The sequence below is a fragment of the Lacticaseibacillus jixiensis genome, assembly GCF_042847315.1.
Classification (GTDB): Bacteria; Bacillota; Bacilli; order Lactobacillales; family Lactobacillaceae; genus Lacticaseibacillus; species Lacticaseibacillus jixiensis.
Genome location: NZ_BAAFPR010000003.1, coordinates 1 through 16756 on the forward strand (window position 1 = coordinate 1; position 16756 = coordinate 16756).

9 protein-coding genes are annotated in these 16756 nt (G+C 49.7%); 2 read left to right on the plus strand and 7 right to left on the minus strand.

Annotated elements, in window-relative coordinates; genetic code table 11:
- Positions 1-1358 precede the first annotated feature (1358 nt).
- Complete coding sequence (locus ACGG90_RS02505) at positions 1359-2444, minus strand: Gfo/Idh/MocA family protein (RefSeq protein ID WP_390405439.1); 1086 nt, start codon at positions 2442-2444, stop codon at positions 1359-1361.
- A 126-nt stretch (positions 2445-2570) separates the two neighbouring features.
- Between ACGG90_RS02505 and ACGG90_RS02510 the strand changes: the two genes are divergently transcribed.
- Both ACGG90_RS02510 and ACGG90_RS02515 read left to right on the plus strand, forming a co-directional pair.
- A complete protein-coding gene (locus ACGG90_RS02510; RefSeq protein ID WP_390405442.1) occupies positions 2571-3437 on the plus strand; it encodes a helix-turn-helix transcriptional regulator in 867 nt (288 codons plus the stop codon).
- Positions 3438-4764: 1327 nt separating this feature from the next.
- Complete coding sequence (locus tag ACGG90_RS02515) at positions 4765-5967, plus strand: IS110 family transposase (RefSeq protein WP_390405445.1); 1203 nt, start codon at positions 4765-4767, stop codon at positions 5965-5967.
- Positions 5968-6707: 740 nt separating this feature from the next.
- Here the strand turns inward: ACGG90_RS02515 and ACGG90_RS02520 are convergent.
- The 6 genes from ACGG90_RS02520 to ACGG90_RS02545 form a co-directional block, all read right to left on the minus strand.
- Complete coding sequence (locus tag ACGG90_RS02520; RefSeq protein ID WP_390405447.1) at positions 6708-7244, minus strand: AAA family ATPase; 537 nt, start codon at positions 7242-7244, stop codon at positions 6708-6710.
- A gap of 2 nt (positions 7245-7246) precedes the next feature.
- Complete coding sequence (locus ACGG90_RS02525) at positions 7247-10351, minus strand: hypothetical protein (protein WP_390405449.1); 3105 nt, start codon at positions 10349-10351, stop codon at positions 7247-7249.
- Between the two features lie 187 nt (positions 10352-10538).
- On the minus strand, positions 10539-11549 hold the full coding sequence (locus tag ACGG90_RS02530; RefSeq protein WP_390405452.1) for an aldose epimerase family protein: 1011 nt from the start codon (positions 11547-11549) through the stop codon (positions 10539-10541).
- A gap of 55 nt (positions 11550-11604) precedes the next feature.
- Positions 11605-12888 (minus strand): glycoside hydrolase family 125 protein, encoded by a 1284-nt coding sequence (locus tag ACGG90_RS02535; RefSeq protein ID WP_390405455.1) that lies wholly within the window; start codon positions 12886-12888, stop codon positions 11605-11607.
- Positions 12889-12902: 14 nt separating this feature from the next.
- A complete protein-coding gene (locus ACGG90_RS02540) occupies positions 12903-13898 on the minus strand; it encodes an aldo/keto reductase (protein ID WP_390405456.1) in 996 nt (331 codons plus the stop codon).
- Positions 13899-13902: 4 nt separating this feature from the next.
- A complete protein-coding gene (locus ACGG90_RS02545) occupies positions 13903-16731 on the minus strand; it encodes a glycoside hydrolase family 2 TIM barrel-domain containing protein (RefSeq protein ID WP_390405459.1) in 2829 nt (942 codons plus the stop codon).
- Between the last annotated feature and the right edge of the window lie 25 nt (positions 16732-16756).

Here is a 16756-nt window from a genome sequence, read left to right on the forward strand (position 1 = left end):
CAGAATCGTCGTTGGTCTGGTAACTTGAGGCACTGATTGGCAAGTTGCCTAAAGTTGATACGATGAAGAAACTCTTGGAACAAAACGAGCCCGGCATCATTTGAAAGTTGACCGCCGTCGGCGGTCAGAGTCACATTGGTATTGCATTGCAGGGATAAGCTGGTTAAAGTTGAGATGGTGTGAAGCCTCGCTTTCGTGATGGTTTTCGTTGACTCAACCTTAGCATATAGGCGCACCCAATGGGTGAAACACCAAAGCAGCGCAGTCCCGTGTGAATCGTGGGATTGCGCTGCTTTTTTGAAATTCTATGAATAATCCAGGTTTACTGGTGTATGCCAACCAATAAGTATCGACTTCAAGTTGCACATGTTTTGTGCGTCTAGTCATTTCATCAAGAATATCGATGTTACAAAATACCGTTAGTTCATGTCCATGATTGTGATAAATTCAATGGAAGCCACGAGCATGTAATGCATCTGTCAATCGATCAAGTTCGGCCATTTTGGCATACCACGCTTCAAGAGTTGAAAATTCCATCCGTGGCACGATTAGGTTACGATTACCCAGTTCTCCTTCATAGTCAAGGACCGCCAGCAAATTATTTTCGAATTGGTCTAAACTAACGTGGCGGCTTCAACTATCTGACAAAAGGTTGTTGCCGTTTGGTTAAAAGATTCGGCAAATTCAACAACCTGATAATCCATTTCGCCGACGTAGCGATTGTCGACAACGGATCTCGCCGCATCGTTTCGCCAACACTGTACAGTTGCAATCCAGATTTCATGATTCAGACTCCTTGTTATCAAGTAGCTTTTAACCTTCATAATAACCAACTAAGTATATCTTATGATGTTTCGGTAAATACGTACCGTATATTACATCATGTGTCCTACACATTGTGACAGAGTGGTGATTTAAACGCTTTGACTGGAAGCAATAGATTTCGTCACAGAACGTTAAATGCTTACAACTACGCTGGCAAGTATCACATCAAACTGGTCACCATGCATTTTGTAATAATTACGTTCAATATAGCTTTCAAGTCCTCACTAGGTTACGAAAGACTTTGGCAAACTACTCCTGAGTCAATTTCATGCCATCCGGTACGACTATAAACGCCTTCCACCGCGATGCCGTCAAGCACCCTGAATATTCATTGGTTTCGCACAAAGATATATGTCTCATCGGCGCATAATCGTAGTAGTTCGTTATTAGATTCTCGTTAATATCACCATATCATTTTGGCACCATTCTTTTGAAAAATTCCATTAGTTACCTATACCGACCACGATGAACAATAATCCCCAGTGCACCTTTGTTGTTATGTCAACATATATTACAATTTGTAATATTGCTGGCTATTCAACCTCTGTCAAGTATACAGGACGCCGCTCTTTAGATGATTTATAAATTGCCTCGAGTATCTGAGTAACAACCAGGGCTTGCTCAGGCTTCACCACCGGTTGCGTGCGCATCTTTACTGCGTCAATCCACTGCCGCGCTTCGATGTCTGCCTCGCTAGCAACCTTGTCACCTTCAAAGAACGCCACGCCACCTGTGGATAAGTCGATATCTTCTTGCCACAACGCTTGGTGATCCTCACCATTGAGGGTCAAGCCTCTATCCATATCAGCACCACCTTTATCTCCATATAATGAAGTTTTCGCTTCTTTAACATCTAGGGTATTCAACGCCCAGCTAGACTCGAGAAAAATGGTTGCACCATTCTTCATCACCACATATCCAAAGGCGGAATCTTCAACAGTAAACTTTGCTGGATCCCACGGGCCAAGTGAATTAGCACTGTTCGGATTGTCGCCAAGCTTACGATAGGTCTGGCCTACGACATATTCTGGCTTATAGTTGTCCATCATCCACAACGTTAAATCCAACGCATGAGTACCGATATCAATTAAAGGACCACCACCTTGGGCTTCTTTATCTAAGAACACCCCCCAAGTCGGCACACCACGACGCCGAACCGCATGTGCTTTAGCAAAATAAATGTTACCTAACCCGCCTTCTTCACAGACCTGATGCAAATATTGTGAATCACGACGGAAACGATTTTGATAACCAATCGTCAACAAATTTCCGGTACGTTTAGATGCATCAAGCATAGCTTGCGCATCAGCAGCAGTTTTCGCCATCGGTTTTTCGCACATCACATCGCACCCGGATTCAAGTGCAGCGATTGTCAGCGGTGCATGTGCGGCATTGGGAGTCAGCACATGCACTACATCCAACGGTTGTTTAAGTAATTCTCGATAATCCGTATACCATGTTGCTGCTTCTGCACCGTACTTGCGACAGGCGTTTTCCGCGCGCTCTGGAATCAGATCACAAAAGGCGACCAGAGCCACGTCATCTAGTTTACTCAAAGCCGGCAAGTGTTTACCATTAGCAATACCACCACAACCAATAATTCCAATCCGTACTGTCATATTTTTCCTCCTAATCAAACGATAAACTATCATTTTAAAACATCTTCAGTGTAATAAACTTAGGCACCATTTTCTTCCCACTGAGCAAACATTATTATCTCGAATATTGACTTCGTTGGAGGCAACATGGCCACTTACATCGAACTACCGCAATGGACCGCTCCTTTACAATTCAAAACACTTGAGAGTGACGGCAACGGTGTGGTCTACCCACATCGACACAAAGCCATCGAAATCATCCAGGCTGTAACAAATCAGACACGAATAGGGGTCGCAGGGCATAATTTTACGTTGAACGCTGGTGATATTTTCTTTCTTCCTAGTGGACAACCACATTATTTTCTGCCGACACCTAGCAGTTTCCGTCGCGTTTTTCAATTTGATCTATCAATTTACGATTGCCAGCTAATGCAGACTACTCTATCCGGAATCAACGCAACTTTAACACATCGCGCACAATTCAGCCAAGATTGGCCTACCGATGTCAGGCAAAACGTTAGCACTATTTTGAATGCTCTTCATCGTGCTGCTGACGATCCCGGTATGCGAGCAACAATAATCGGCAACCTATACTTATTACTTGACTGTTTTGTGCACCGGTTGCCATATATCGCAGGTTTACCTTTGCAGTTACTAGACCGTAATGCGCTACAGGCAGAAACCACCACCAATCAACTTAACACAATTTACGACTATATCGATGATCACTACTGGCAACCAATCACGCTAGAAGACATCGCTGCCATAGTAGGGTTCAATCCACAATATTTCTCTCGCTTTTTCAAAAAAAATACAGGCAGCACTTTTGGACGTTTCCTGCTGGATTATCGCTTGATGAAAGCGAGTTTTATTCTAGTCAGCAGTGATGCACTGATGCCTGAAGTTGCTGAAGCCTGTGGATTTCAAAGTGTAAAAACATTTCACTATGAGTTCAAGCGCTACATGGGAATATCGCCTCTGAATTACCGAAAACAACAATTACTGGTGCAATAGAACGAAAGTAAGTACCTAACCAAATAGAGGATTCGCACCGCCAATTTGGAGTGATACATATAATTCATCAATTTATATTTAGTTAAGTACTTAAGTAATTGCTCGAAAATACTGTCTCAGATTCTTAAAAATTCGATTCTCGAGATACTGTGTACATGGCGGCTATAATGAAGTAGCAACGGGCGAGCATTTCAAAACCGTCCTTGACAATACTGTGCTATTTCATTGAGTTATACTAGTGAATCAAGTAAATTCACCTTGTACATGCACCTTATAGACTAGTACTGAACAAGACGTTTCGGCGCTGTATCAATATTAAATTCCAAACAACGAGGTGAAGAAGTAATGCTAACCGTATAAGATGTAACTAATTGCATAAATCGTTCATTAGCCGCAATTGTGCTCCCCAATAGCGTCAATGCCGAACAAGTGCTTGTCTAAGCTTTGTCAGGGTTCGTCGTTAATCACGTAGATTAGCACACTGATGACAGAAAATTACCCACTAAGCACACGGTGTATGGATGGGATACTATGTTTTCATCACCTTAGAATTGGTAGTGTTTTATGCACTGGTGGCCGGCATTGGTTGTCATATTCCTAGCGACTTTCTGGCGGTCTAACCACTAACTATTCAGCTACGACCTTCCGTCAACCTCGCCAATACACCTTACTACAAGCTTTCCATGACACTATATGACCTTGCCGTGATCGGCTTGCTTTCCGCCTTATGTCTGTATCAAGTCAAAGCACGCAGGCCATTCACCAAGTTCGTCCATAAGTTCGCCGGTTTTGCCTACAAAGCCTACTTATCTAACGTCTTCTGGTTTGAATGCCTGTGGCTTTGGTTTGGCAAGTGTCAAGGGCGGTCTTGAAATGCAGCTTTCCTACATTTTATAGCCGCCATGTACAGGCAAGCACCTGACAACCTGCAACACTTGGGTCGGTATCTTGTTTTTATACCTGCTGACTTGGTACTTATCGTTTGCTTCAGCGTTTGGCCTACACGCCATTTGGTCGCAACTCAAGTCAGGGCTGTTGCAATCGAAAACAGCGCACCCAACCAAGTAACGCCCACCATTCAACACAAACAGACTAACCTTAGTGGTGAAGAATGATTCGACGGAATCGTTCTTCACCACTTTAGTTTTCTGCTAAAGTGGTGAAGTTGACCTGTCGTAGGTCTTTTTGACGCTTGACGTCGCAACACAAAATGGCAACTTCACCGCACCATCAGAAAATCTGTTCGTAGTCTGTTGGCCTTTAAGCCGAGTATTGAAAATTAGTTTGATGGTGTACCTCACAAAAAAACCAAAGGATGGTGTTCGTAATGACCGTAGCATTTGGTATTGATGTCAGTGCAGCAACTTCTGAAGTTGCGATTGTCGATGAACAAGTCACGGTTTGGGAAGGTAGCATTGATAATGACTGGTTTGGCTTCCAAAAGCTGCTTAAGCGACTAAAGGACTATGTTGAGCCACAAATCGTGTTCGAAGCCACAGGGGTCTATTCAAAGCGTCTCAACCGTTTCTTAGACGAGCAAGGTTATCGCTATACTATGCTCAACCCTCTCGCTGCCAAGAAACAATTGGACGGACTGCGAACACGTAAAACAGATAAGAATGACGCACTACATTTAGCAGAGACGCAGTTTATCTTTAAACGCCGCCTGACGTATTATCAGAAGCCTGTTTACCATGATTTAATGGATCTCAGCCGCTTCTATCAGCAAATCAACTCGGATCTAGTACGTGAAAAGAACCGATTACATCGGGTTCTCCAACTGACTTTTCCTGAGGTTGAACAAATCACCAGTAAAGCCACCGGGAAGTTGTACTGGCATATCGTTCAAGAATATCCACACCCAGATTTACTCAACGATCATTCAGCTGATGAAATTGCGACACATCTCGTTGAGACGAATAATCGGCTCGCTTTGCCTAAGGCAAAGCGGTTGGCGGTTCACTTGCTTGAATTGGGACGGTGCTCCTACCCAGCATCTGCCGTGGCGTCACCAGCACCTGATCAAACGCGTTATCACGCTCAACGTGTAGCCGAACTTGATGCCCTCAAAGACAAAATTATTAAACGGATGACTGTATTGGCTAAACCACTGCCTGAGTTCGAGATTCTCCTCAGCATTCCCGGCTTTGCCGAGAAGACTGTCGTTCGCCTAATTGGTGAGCTTGGTGATATTCGCCGCTTTGGTAGCAGTAACAAGCTGAATGCATTTGTGGGCATTGATTTGCGCCACTATGAGTCTGGTAACTTCATCGCCTCAGATCACATCAGCAAACGCGGTAATCATATTGCCAGAGCAATTCTGTATCGTGCTATTTCAAACATCGCCAGTGCCGCAACTACGCAGCCAAACCATATCAACGATTTCTATCAGAAACGAAAAAAGCAACTTCCTCAAGTCAACGGGAAACCCGTTGGCACTAAGAAAGTTGCGATCGCCGCGATGGGTCGCCTACTACGAACGATTTACCATCTCGTAACAACGAACCAGATGTATCAGTACGGCGTCTAGCGTCAAGGCATCTGATTACGTGTATAGTGTAATCCCCTAAGGTGAAAAATGACAATAGCTTAGGTCTGTTTGGTGTACTCAAAATCTTGAATATAAGGATTAATCTTGCCAAACCACAAGCACATCCCCAATCTGCGCATAAGATCCACCAGTGAAAAGTACAAGAAAAGTGTGTAATATCGGGATTTGTGCTTGACTAGCGGTAGAAAAAAAATCGCGGCTCAACAGTAATCTCTGCTGAGCCGCGATATCGGAACTCTAGACATAACGAATACACGATCGGGCCTTCACCCATCGTGGAGCTTCGTCGCAGCAGGCGATTTCTTTCTTATCTTCTTGCCCTGCCAATCATTATTCATTTAAGTACCCAGCCTTCGTAAGCCTACTCCAGCTGAGGTGGTCGTGATACGGTCCTGTTGTACGCCCTGGCATTGCCCGTGGACTAGGAGACCGGGCTTCATAGCGCGCGCTCTGGGGGAACAGGCCACACTCCTGAGCAGAACTCATTCGTGCCAGACCGGCCTGTTTCGGGGTTTGGCGTACAGACGATCTTGGCCTTCGTTCGTCTCCTCTCCCCTATGCGGTTGAGCAAGTATAAAATACCACCGCCAGAAAGTATATGCAAGCGTTTTTCTAACTTTTTACAATATTTACAATTGCAGGAGTCGGCGCGCATTAAATACCCAGCAGCTGCGCGCGTTTGCCGCGTTCAGCTGCTGGGTATGATTGGTTTTATCGAATTAAGTTCTTGCGCTATGGCTTAGCCAGCCCCTCACCCATGCATCGATCCTGGCGGCATCTGCTTGGATGGCATCCCCACTATGGTCAAGCAAGGTGATCGGCGGCATAGTCTCTGCGGCATGGACCCGCAACCACTGATTGAAAGCTTGCGAACTGGCTAACCATCGTGCATCAGTGATCCCGCGTCCTTCCCGCATCCGCTGCGCCAGCACGGTATCATCGGCGATAACGGCCAGGTAATGAATGGTCGAAAACAGCTGGCGATTCTCACATTGTTCAAAGGATTCCGGCACGCCAGCACCACACAACACCACCGGTAACCCACATTGGCTAATATTGGCGCACATCAGCAGCCAAAGCTCGCGAAACGCGCGGTAGTTGTCTTGCGGTGTATCATAGCGCGCTTCCCATAAGAGGTCACTATCCAACACCAGGTATTCAGTCTCTTGCTGAAACAGCACTTCACACAAGGTCGTCTTGCCGACGCCGCTTGCCCCAGTCACGATGAACAACGGTCCGACATGCGTTGGTGTCATCGCTATTCCGCCACTTGCTTCAACAGCACCGGGGCTTTCAAGATCCCCACTGGCTTCAACTGATATTCATACGCGAACCGTTCATCAGTCGTCCGCCAAGAATTTGGCCCGGCGCCATGCTCGTTATCATCACAATTATGGATGGTGCCGAAAGTATTAAACCGATTCCCATACACGGTAATGGCGATTTCGTGTGGCCCTGCCGTTAACTGACCAAGCGCCACCGTGTATGGGGCAAAAGCAATGTTGCCAACCTCAACACCGTCAACGGCGACTTTCAACACCGGTGCGCGGAACTTGCTGATTTGCAAATCATACGTCCCTGCGTCAACTTCGATCGGCAGGTGATAAGTAATATTGCCACCGTAGAACGCCAACCCCTGCGGTCCATAATCACTAAATGCCAATGACTTAACCGGATCAGTCAAAGTCGCTTCTGCACCGGCAACTTGCACGCCAAAATCACCTAACAGGTACATCGCTTCGACATTTGTCTTATGTGTGTAAGGCATCGTCACCACGATTTCTGTGGTACCAATCTCAAGATCAGGCAAGGCCACGCGTTGAATCGCTTCATCAACATAATACCCGCTGAGTTGCGTGTCGATTGGTTGCCCATTAATCGTGATCTGCGCACTTGAAGCCTCTTCTAAGGCCAACTGCGGCTGTGCAACGTGTACCTGACTATGCACAGTAAACTTAAGCGTCAGATGGTGGGCCACCGGTTCAGGCGTTTGATCGACCCAAGTCTGTGCAAAGGCCTCCATCCGCAGCGGCCAGCCAAGCTTAGCGCGCAGGCGATTATCGATGCGCAAGATCTCTTCTGCTGGCTGCCACGGCTGATCATCGAAGCGCGATGCCGCCATGTCCAATACACAAACATTAGGCTCAGCCAAAGTCACTGGGACTGTCTCAACTAAATCAGTGCGTGCCGCATAATGAACAGTTCTAAGGGCAACCAGATCTGACCCGCTGGCTGCTTGGAGCGTTACTTTCAATAACAGGCTGTCTTGATCATACAAGCGCCAAGTGATGCGGGTCATTTTGCCATCATAAGTTGTCTTAAGCGGCGTAATTGCGCCGCTTAGCGTGTCATAGCGCGTCACAGCCACGGCGCCAGGCAGCGCGATCGTTACCGTTTCGCCGCGCGGCACATCACGATTAGGCGTCGGCTTGCCATTGGCGATAAAGATCCAATCACCGTCAGCTTCATGGCGCATTTGATACAGATAATCGCTGGCCAGCGTGCCGTCTGCGCGGCGGATCTCGATGGTCCGCACCGAAGCCAGTGCTTGAAGCAGCGCGGTTTGGGCAAACGGAATATGCGCGCACCCGGCGGCAAAAGTTTTCACCGCAGTCGATGGTTCGGCATCTTCCAAATATGGATCATTACCCATGATGATGACTTGCCCGCCTTGCGCCTTAAATTGTTCCAGCGCATCAAGGGTCGTGTGGCGCAAAGTTTCGCACCCAGGCACAACCACCACGTCATACGCCATCTCACCAACGTGTAACCGCGCATCATCGCCTTGTCGCCACTGTTTAGGCAATAAGCCTTCGGAAATATAGTCAAAGTCTAGCTGGCCAAACAACAGCCACCGGGTCACGTCTTCAAAGTGCCGTTCCAACTCTTGGCGAATCATCCCAGTTTGATCCAATGGCCCATAATGCAGCCAATAAGTATCGATAGGATGCAACACGCCGATTTTCACCATCGGCTTGCCTCGCGTCAGCGCCGTGTTGACCCGAGCAAAATGATCCTCGACCATTCTGTATTCCTGATACCATGGCGACTGATAGAAAATCGACGCTGGATAATCCCGCTTGGCTTCACCAGCCATGCTGGCCCACGCCAAATGCAAAACGCGCAAAGTTACCCCCAAAGCCGCTTGCCAATCACCTTGCAGCTTGTGCCCGCGGAAGTCGAAGTCCCAATTGGTCACGCCATATTCTTCACTCATCGTGCCTTCGCGACCATACTGATGGGCCGCGCTTTGCGCCTGCTTAGCGGTAGTATACTCACGCGAATCCACTAGCATGTCAATGCCCGGTACCTGCAAGGCACGATATGAACGCATTGCCTCACCAGTAGAATGCGTTTGACTGTCCAGTGTCGGCTCATCCATCACATGCCCAGTCAGCGCCAACCCATGCGCTTGAGTCCAATCGCCCAGCGTATCCGCATACGCCGAAGCAAACAATTCCGCGACTTCATCATGGTAACGGAACCGCGCCACAGACGGCTGCTGATCAGCCCGCTCCCAAATCAGTTCCGGGATCGTATCCAGAAAATCAGCGCCATATTTATCGGCATAAAGCGTTAGAAATTGCTCGGTGAACGGCAGAATAACCGGATGCTCATCAGTAGCTGATTCAAGCGTGGTTTCATGGGCAAACTGTGGTTCATCGGTAAAAATCGAAGGCACTTCCGCCCCGAATTCATCACCTAGCACTTTGGCATACGCTTCATGCGTCGTTTCAATGAATTTCTGTGTGGCCGCCTTGTTCAAGGTGTCTACATAAGTCTGATTGTTGAACCAAGGGCTGGGCTCGGCGACTTCTAGGTACAGATACCAACAGTCCGTGCTGCTTTCGTCATCAGCCAAGCGCCGATAACTGGCCAAAGCCCCGTCTTCAAGCGTGACAGCATAGCGAGCCAGCAGCTTACCATGGCCATTAGACACCACCTCGGCACTAGAAATGAAGAAATCGTCATGTGGCGGACGATCTTCATTGGCAACCGGCGTCAACACCAAATAACGGCTGCGAAACGCCGGATCTTGCGTGACCTTGCCGCCGCCATAACCAGAAGGCCAGCGATCTTCATCATACAAGTACGTCAACAGATGTTCCTGTTTGGCCTCCTGCGCAACGGCCTTGACGTCTGCCATGAAGGTTGGCCCTAAGTACGGCGTATCTAATCCGATCCGGACATGGATGTGGAACCCACCCATCCCCATTTCTTTGAAATAGTGGATCTGCTTGATCAACATTGTCTGATCAAGCTTGGTGTTCCACGCCCAAAACGGCGCCCCGCGATATTCTGGACCAGGCGCAGTGAAAACTTGCGGGTCCATGCTGGTTGTTTGACTTTTAGGATATAACACAATGTCCCTCCCACTTTTTATCGCAACAGATAACAGCTGATACTTCTCCAAATTATGGCGTAAGCATGTTAGTTTCCCAGACCAAATTTTTTAGGTTCAAGCCTGATAATTAACCACATCAGGCACTGATCCAAGCAACTGCAGAAACAGCGCCCACAACAAGTGTGCGCGCCGTTCCATCATATTCTTACCACTTCACCGCATACCGTGCCTGCTCATGTCTTACTTCCCCAGGTCGCAGCCACACATCCCCAAACGCCGGGGCCACCGCCGCCAGCGGCGTGGTTTCCGGCTCCAAGACGATGCCGATATACTGCCGCGACGTCTTGTCGACAAAATGGAAACTATCATCGAAATGGTTGCTGGTAAACAACACCAAGGCATTGCGATTTGAGTAGAAATCCACCTTGATCCCGCCAGCTTGCAGTGTGGCCACCGGTTCATCCACGGTGTGTTTATCAATGGCAAAGATATCATCAAAGCCTTGTTCCGGAATATCTTGCAGTTGTGCGACCGCATCACCTACCGAAACACCACTAGTGAAATCATACGGTGTGTTTGAATTATCCAACACTTCCCCAGTTGGTACTTTGTTATCCGCCAACGCATACCGCTTGCTGGAGCGCAGCTGTAACACATGGTTCTCGATAGTTGAATCTTCAGCATTTAAATTCCAATAGGCGTGATTCATCGGATTAAACACAGTATCTGCGGTGCTGGCCCCGGTGAAGTCGATCACCACTTCATCAGCATCAGTCAGCGTATACGTCACCGTCGCGGCTAAATCACCAGGAAAGCCGTCTAAGTCACTGGGGATCACCCGGCTGAAAGTCACATGGTCATCAGCAGCTTCTGCATCCCACCACAGATTGCTGAACCCACGCGGTCCACCATGCAAAGTCGTACCATCTTCATTAGGCACCAGCGGCCAAGGCTTACCCGATATGATCAGCTGGTCTTTTCCAATTCGCCCGGAGAAGCGGCCCAGCGCTTTGCCAAAATACGCCTTATCACCAGCGTAAGTCGCCACATCAACATTCAATAACAGGTTCTGCAAGCCATGCGCCGTGGGAATCGCCAACCGATCCCAAGTCGCCCCGTAATCTAAGACGGTCATTTCCACGCCATGGGCATTGGTAACCGTATAGGCATGCACCGGCCGGTTGTCGATTTGGCCAAGCACCGCTTGTTTCAACATGTTCTTCCTTCTTTCTGCGTCAGCCAATTGCTTCCGGCCGCCACCTCATGTTTGCTTAGTATTTCACGCGCAAGCCATAATAATCCATGACCAATTCGCAAAACATCATGTTCGCCCAAGAGAACCACGGCCGCGTGAAGGCTTCTGGATCATCCACATTAAAGCTTTCATGCATATGCCCGGTGCCGGCAGTGGTCGCCGCCAATTGATCCAAAATATCGGCTTTGGCTTGTTGATCGTCACTGGTCAAACCGGTCATCGCCAAGGCAATCGGCCACACATAATGCGCTGGCGTGTGCGGCGAACCAATGCCTGACGCATGGCGGCCGGTATAGTAATACGGATTTTCTGTGCTTAAGATCGTGCGCCGAGTGGCTTGGTACAACGGATCTTGGGCGTCAATGGCACCAAGATAAGGCAGGCTCAACAAACTCGGCACATTGGCGTCATCCATCAAGGTCGTATGGCCTAAGCCATCTGCTTCATAAGCCAGCACCTGCTCACCGGCAGCATTGGTGGTCAACCCGGCAGCCAGCACCCCATCATGAATGGTGGCAGCCAAGTCTTCCAACTCTTCTGCCACATCAAAGCGGTTCAAGACTTCGCGGTAAATCGTCGCCAATTGCCGAAGCGTCGTTGCGGCAAACAGGTTCGCCGGGATCAAATACCCATAGGTGCAAGCATCATCGCTCGGCCGAAACCCATTCCAGCTCATCCCAGTTGCAGCCACTGGTGCACCAACGCCGTCTTGCAAGGTGTCGCTGGCGATCCCGTTGTGCCGCTGGAAGCGGTAAGCAGAATGTTCATGATCTTGCTCTTGGCGGATCACCCGCACCATTTGTTTGATCGCCGCTTGGAAATCGTCGTCAAATAAATCGGTGCGGCCGGTGTTGCGCCAGAACAAGTAGGTCAATTGGGCTGGATAACACAACGAATCCAGTTCATACTTGCGCTCCCAGATCCAAGGACTCATCACCGTTTCGTCATCTTGATGGCCGGCACCGCTGGCGGTTTGGTTGAACGCATTGGCATAAGGGTCGTGTTGCATGTTGAACAATTGCCGCCGGATCACCCCAGCAATCACCTCAGCCAATTCCGGATCTGATTGCGCCGGCACTAAATACGGCCGGACTTGGGCAGTGGAATCGCGCTGCCACATCGCCGGAATATCTCCGGTTAAGGCAAAGACGCGCTGGTCGCCATCAGGCAATAAAGCATTCTCTAAAGTATCAGTATAGACATGGGCGAAGACTTCCGCCCAATTGGCGTGCTCAGCACCGCATCGCTTGGTGATGTCATCGATGAAGTGCTTAGCCCCAGTCGTGAGTAAAGTTGTCATTGGCTGTATCCTCATCATTCTGTCAGGATCTGATCGATCGCCGCCAATTCATCGCCGCTGAATTCCAGCTTTGCCAACGCGTTGACGTTGTCTTCAATTTGGCTGACGCGACTGGCCCCGATGATCACACTGGCTACTGCCGGCTGGCGCAGATCCCACGCCAAAGCCATGTCTGCCAGCGTTTGTCCGCGGGACTCGGCGATGGCGTTCAAGGCCTTGATTTGGTCAAGCTTACGCGCAACATCATCTGCCGACAAGAACGGACTGTCTTTGCGGTTGGCCCGGGAATCTTCTGGGATCCCATTGAGATAGCGCCCAGTCAACAAGCCTTGCGCCAACGGGCTAAAGACGATCCCGCCTTGACCGCCTTCTGTCAGCGTCTCAAACAAGCCTTCTTCTTCAGGCCCGCGGTTGAACATGTTGTAACAATTCTGGCTGATGATATAAGGCGTCTTCAACTCGCGGAAAATCGCCGCGATCGCTTTGGTTTGGGCAGGTGAGTAATTGGAAATGCCAATGTATAGCGCCTTGCCTTGATGCACGAGCTGATCTAAAGCCAGTGCCGTTTCTTCAAAAGGCGTGTCTGGATCCGGTCGATGCGAATAGAAAATATCGAAATATTCCAAACCCGTCCGTTTCAGGCTTTGATCGGCGCTGGCAATGATGCTTTTGCGCGAACCCCATTCGCCATATGGTCCTGGCCACATGTAGTAGCCAGCCTTGGACGAAATCACCATTTCATCGCGATACGCCTTGAAGTCTTCTTTAAAGATCGTGCCGAAATTGATCTCGGCAGACCCGGCACTTGGCCCATAGTTGTTGGCAATGTCAAAGCTGGTGATCCCCAGGTCAAACGCACGATGTAACAACGCACGCTGATTGGCCAAGCGATCCACATCCCCAAAGTTATGCCATAAGCCTAATGATAAAGCTGATAGTTTCAACCCGCTGGTACCGACGCGCCGATATTGCATCGTCTCATACCGCTTGGTGTCTGCTTGATAAGTCATCACACTACTCCAATCTTAACGTGAACGTGTAGTCGATCGGGTCGCTGTATGCGCGATAACGCTCCAACGGCCGCGGCCCACAAGAGTTGCTGCCAAGCGCTTGGACCCGCGCGTCAATGCGCACGGCGTCGTTTGCTTGAGCGCCAAGCGGTTGGCCATCGCCGCCGACCACATTCAGGTTTAATGGGGTCAACGCATCAATGGCCAAAGTTGGCGCAGCCGCAGTGGTGATCGTTGCTTGGCGCACCGCCATACGGTTGCCTGATTCTTGCGGCACCACATACGGGAAGCCCCATTGTGCGCGGGTCTTTTGATAGCGGCCAACCGGAGCAGCATCTAAGCTGTCTGGATAACTTTCCTCAGGGCCGCGGCCGAACCAATCAACGGCTTGGATCGTTGTAGAAAGTGGCAGCTGATAGCCGATCCGCGGCACTTCTTTAGGCTTATCGCCGTCAAACCAGGCTTGGGTATGCACCGTCAACCCGGCTGGCGTCAACCAAACTTGAGCGGCGACTTCGATCCCCCAACCCAGCACCGGCGGCTGGATGCGCTGGCGAAGCAAGACCATTGCCGCATCGCCGCTAGCTGTGACAGTTAATCCTTTGCAGCGGGTGAACAACGTCGCGATGCGCTTATCTTTGCGGGCTTGCACGACATTCATCTCGTTGCTGATCGGGGCGCGGTCAAGATTCAAGACCATTTCGCCAGCCAGCAGTGCGCTTTCACCGTTGGTCAACTGCTTGATATTGCCAGTACCGCGATCGATCACCACCGTTTGAGCGCCTTGGGTCAAGGTGACACTCGCCGGCGTGGTGGCAACAGTCACGTCTTCACCATCGTCTGTGGCCAATTGCTGATAAGGCGTTTGCTCACTGGCGATCACACTGCCAGGCGCAAAGACATCATAAGCGGCTGTGGTCACCACCGCCAGGTTCAAATACACATCAGCGCCGGTTGCATCTGGGACCGCCAAGGCCATCACCTCAGACAATTCGCCAGGCCCCAGCGGCTGCATAGTGATGCGGCCGTCTGCCACAGTTTGGCCTTGCACTTGCAGCTGCCATTGCAATTCCAGTTGATCCAAAGTCCGATAGTGATACAAACTTTGCACCACCACATGGTCTTGGGCCACATAGAATTTCAACGGTTGAATGACTTTGGCATATTCTAACAAGCCTGGTGAAGGCTTACGATCAGGCCGCACTAAGCCATCAATACAAAAGACCCCATCATTAACTGGTTCATCAAAGGCGCCGCCCCAAACATAGCGGTCACCGACTTTGATGCCATGGTCTTTCCACTCCCAAATGAAGCCGCCTTGCAAGCCGTCATACAACTGGAAGACGTCTTGGTAATCTTGCAAGCTCCCAGGCCCAGCACCCATGGCGTGGCCGTATTCACACAAGATCTGCGGCTTGCGGTGGCCGGCTTTGGCGGCGCGTTGTTCAAGCTCTTCAACGCCGGTGTACATGGTGCTGTACATGTCAGCCACTTCGGTTTGCCGATCGCCTTCATAATGGATCAAGCGGCTGGGATCGATTTGGCGCATGGCATTGGCCATCGCCACGAAGTTCGGGCCAAAATCACTTTCGTTGCCTAACGACCAAATCAGCACACACGGGTGATTGAAGTCGCGATGGACCATGCGCTGACCGCGGGAGACGAATTCTGCCTCCCAATACGGATCCTTGGCTGGCACTTCAGCGACCCACATGCCATGGGCTTCCAAATCGCATTCGTCGATCACCAATACCCCAAGTTCGTCACACACATCATAGAAATATGGGGTGTTTGGATAATGCGACGTGCGAATGGCGTTGATGTGGTTGGACTTGATTTGGATAACTTCCGAGCGGATATACGCCTTGCTCAGCGCACGGCCATGTTCCGGGTCAAACTCATGACGATTGACGCCGTTAAACAACACCGGCACCCCGTTCAAGCAGATCTGATAATTGATCATTTCCACCCGGCGCAACCCAAAGCGCACCGGTACAAACGCGGCACCTGGCACGTCTTCCAGCACCAATGTGTAGAGATTCGGTGTTTCATTGGTCCACTCTTTGGCATCTGGAATGGCGATCAGCGTGGTATCACTGGTCAACGTCGTTTGCACCACCGCAGTATCTTTGAAGTATACTGTGGCTTGCAGCGGCGTGAAGGTTTTGGCCACACTGGCCACGACGACTTTGGCTTCCCAGCCGTTGGCACCATATACCGGCGTGATTTGCACATCATTCAACTCGCCGGCTTCAACAATAGTGACATCGCGGAAAATGCCTGCCAGCCACCACATATCTTGATCTTCAATAAACGAATACTGAGACCACTTCTCCACTTCAATGGCGATCGAATTCTCGCCTGCCACCAGCAAGTCGGTGATATCAAACTCACTCATCAACCGGCTGCCGTGACCGTCGCCGACTAACTTACCGTTGAGCCATACGGTGAAGATCGAATCGACCCCGTCAAAGCGCAGGATCTGCCGCGGCAAGCTTGGCTGATAGTTGAAGGTCCGATAATACAAGCCGGTTGGATTCTCTGCTGGCACATCTGGGGCGGCAACGGGAATTGGATAGTCAACGTTGGTGTAATTCGGCTTGCCATAGCCTTGCAGCTCCATGTGCCCTGGCACTGTGATCGATTGCCAATCGATTGCACTGTAATCGCCGGTTTTGAAAGCTTCCGGGATCTCCCGCGGGTTAGGCAGGTAGGCAAAGGACCAAGTACCGTTCAACGAATGCACATATGAAGAAGCGTCTTCTTGATACGCCAACGCGCTTTGCAGATCTTGGTAATCGAAATATCGCGCACGTGGTTGCAATTTATTCATGACTTTACCCCTTTTGAATGGTCGT

Bases quoted from the DNA above. Each gene is read 5' to 3' on its own strand.
- ACGG90_RS02545 (WP_390405459.1), bottom strand. From the start codon at position 16,731: ATGAATAAATTGCAACCACGTGCGCGATATTTCGATTACCAAGATCTG.
- ACGG90_RS02535 (WP_390405455.1), bottom strand. From the start codon at position 12,888: ATGACAACTTTACTCACGACTGGGGCTAAGCACTTCATCGATGACATC.
- ACGG90_RS02515 (WP_390405445.1), top strand. From the start codon at position 4,765: ATGACCGTAGCATTTGGTATTGATGTCAGTGCAGCAACTTCTGAAGTT.
- ACGG90_RS02505 (WP_390405439.1), bottom strand. From the start codon at position 2,444: ATGACAGTACGGATTGGAATTATTGGTTGTGGTGGTATTGCTAATGGT.
- ACGG90_RS02540 (WP_390405456.1), bottom strand. From the start codon at position 13,898: ATGACTTATCAAGCAGACACCAAGCGGTATGAGACGATGCAATATCGG.
- ACGG90_RS02520 (WP_390405447.1), bottom strand. From the start codon at position 7,244: ATGACACCAACGCATGTCGGACCGTTGTTCATCGTGACTGGGGCAAGC.
- ACGG90_RS02510 (WP_390405442.1), top strand. From the start codon at position 2,571: ATGGCCACTTACATCGAACTACCGCAATGGACCGCTCCTTTACAATTC.
- ACGG90_RS02530 (WP_390405452.1), bottom strand. From the start codon at position 11,549: ATGTTGAAACAAGCGGTGCTTGGCCAAATCGACAACCGGCCGGTGCAT.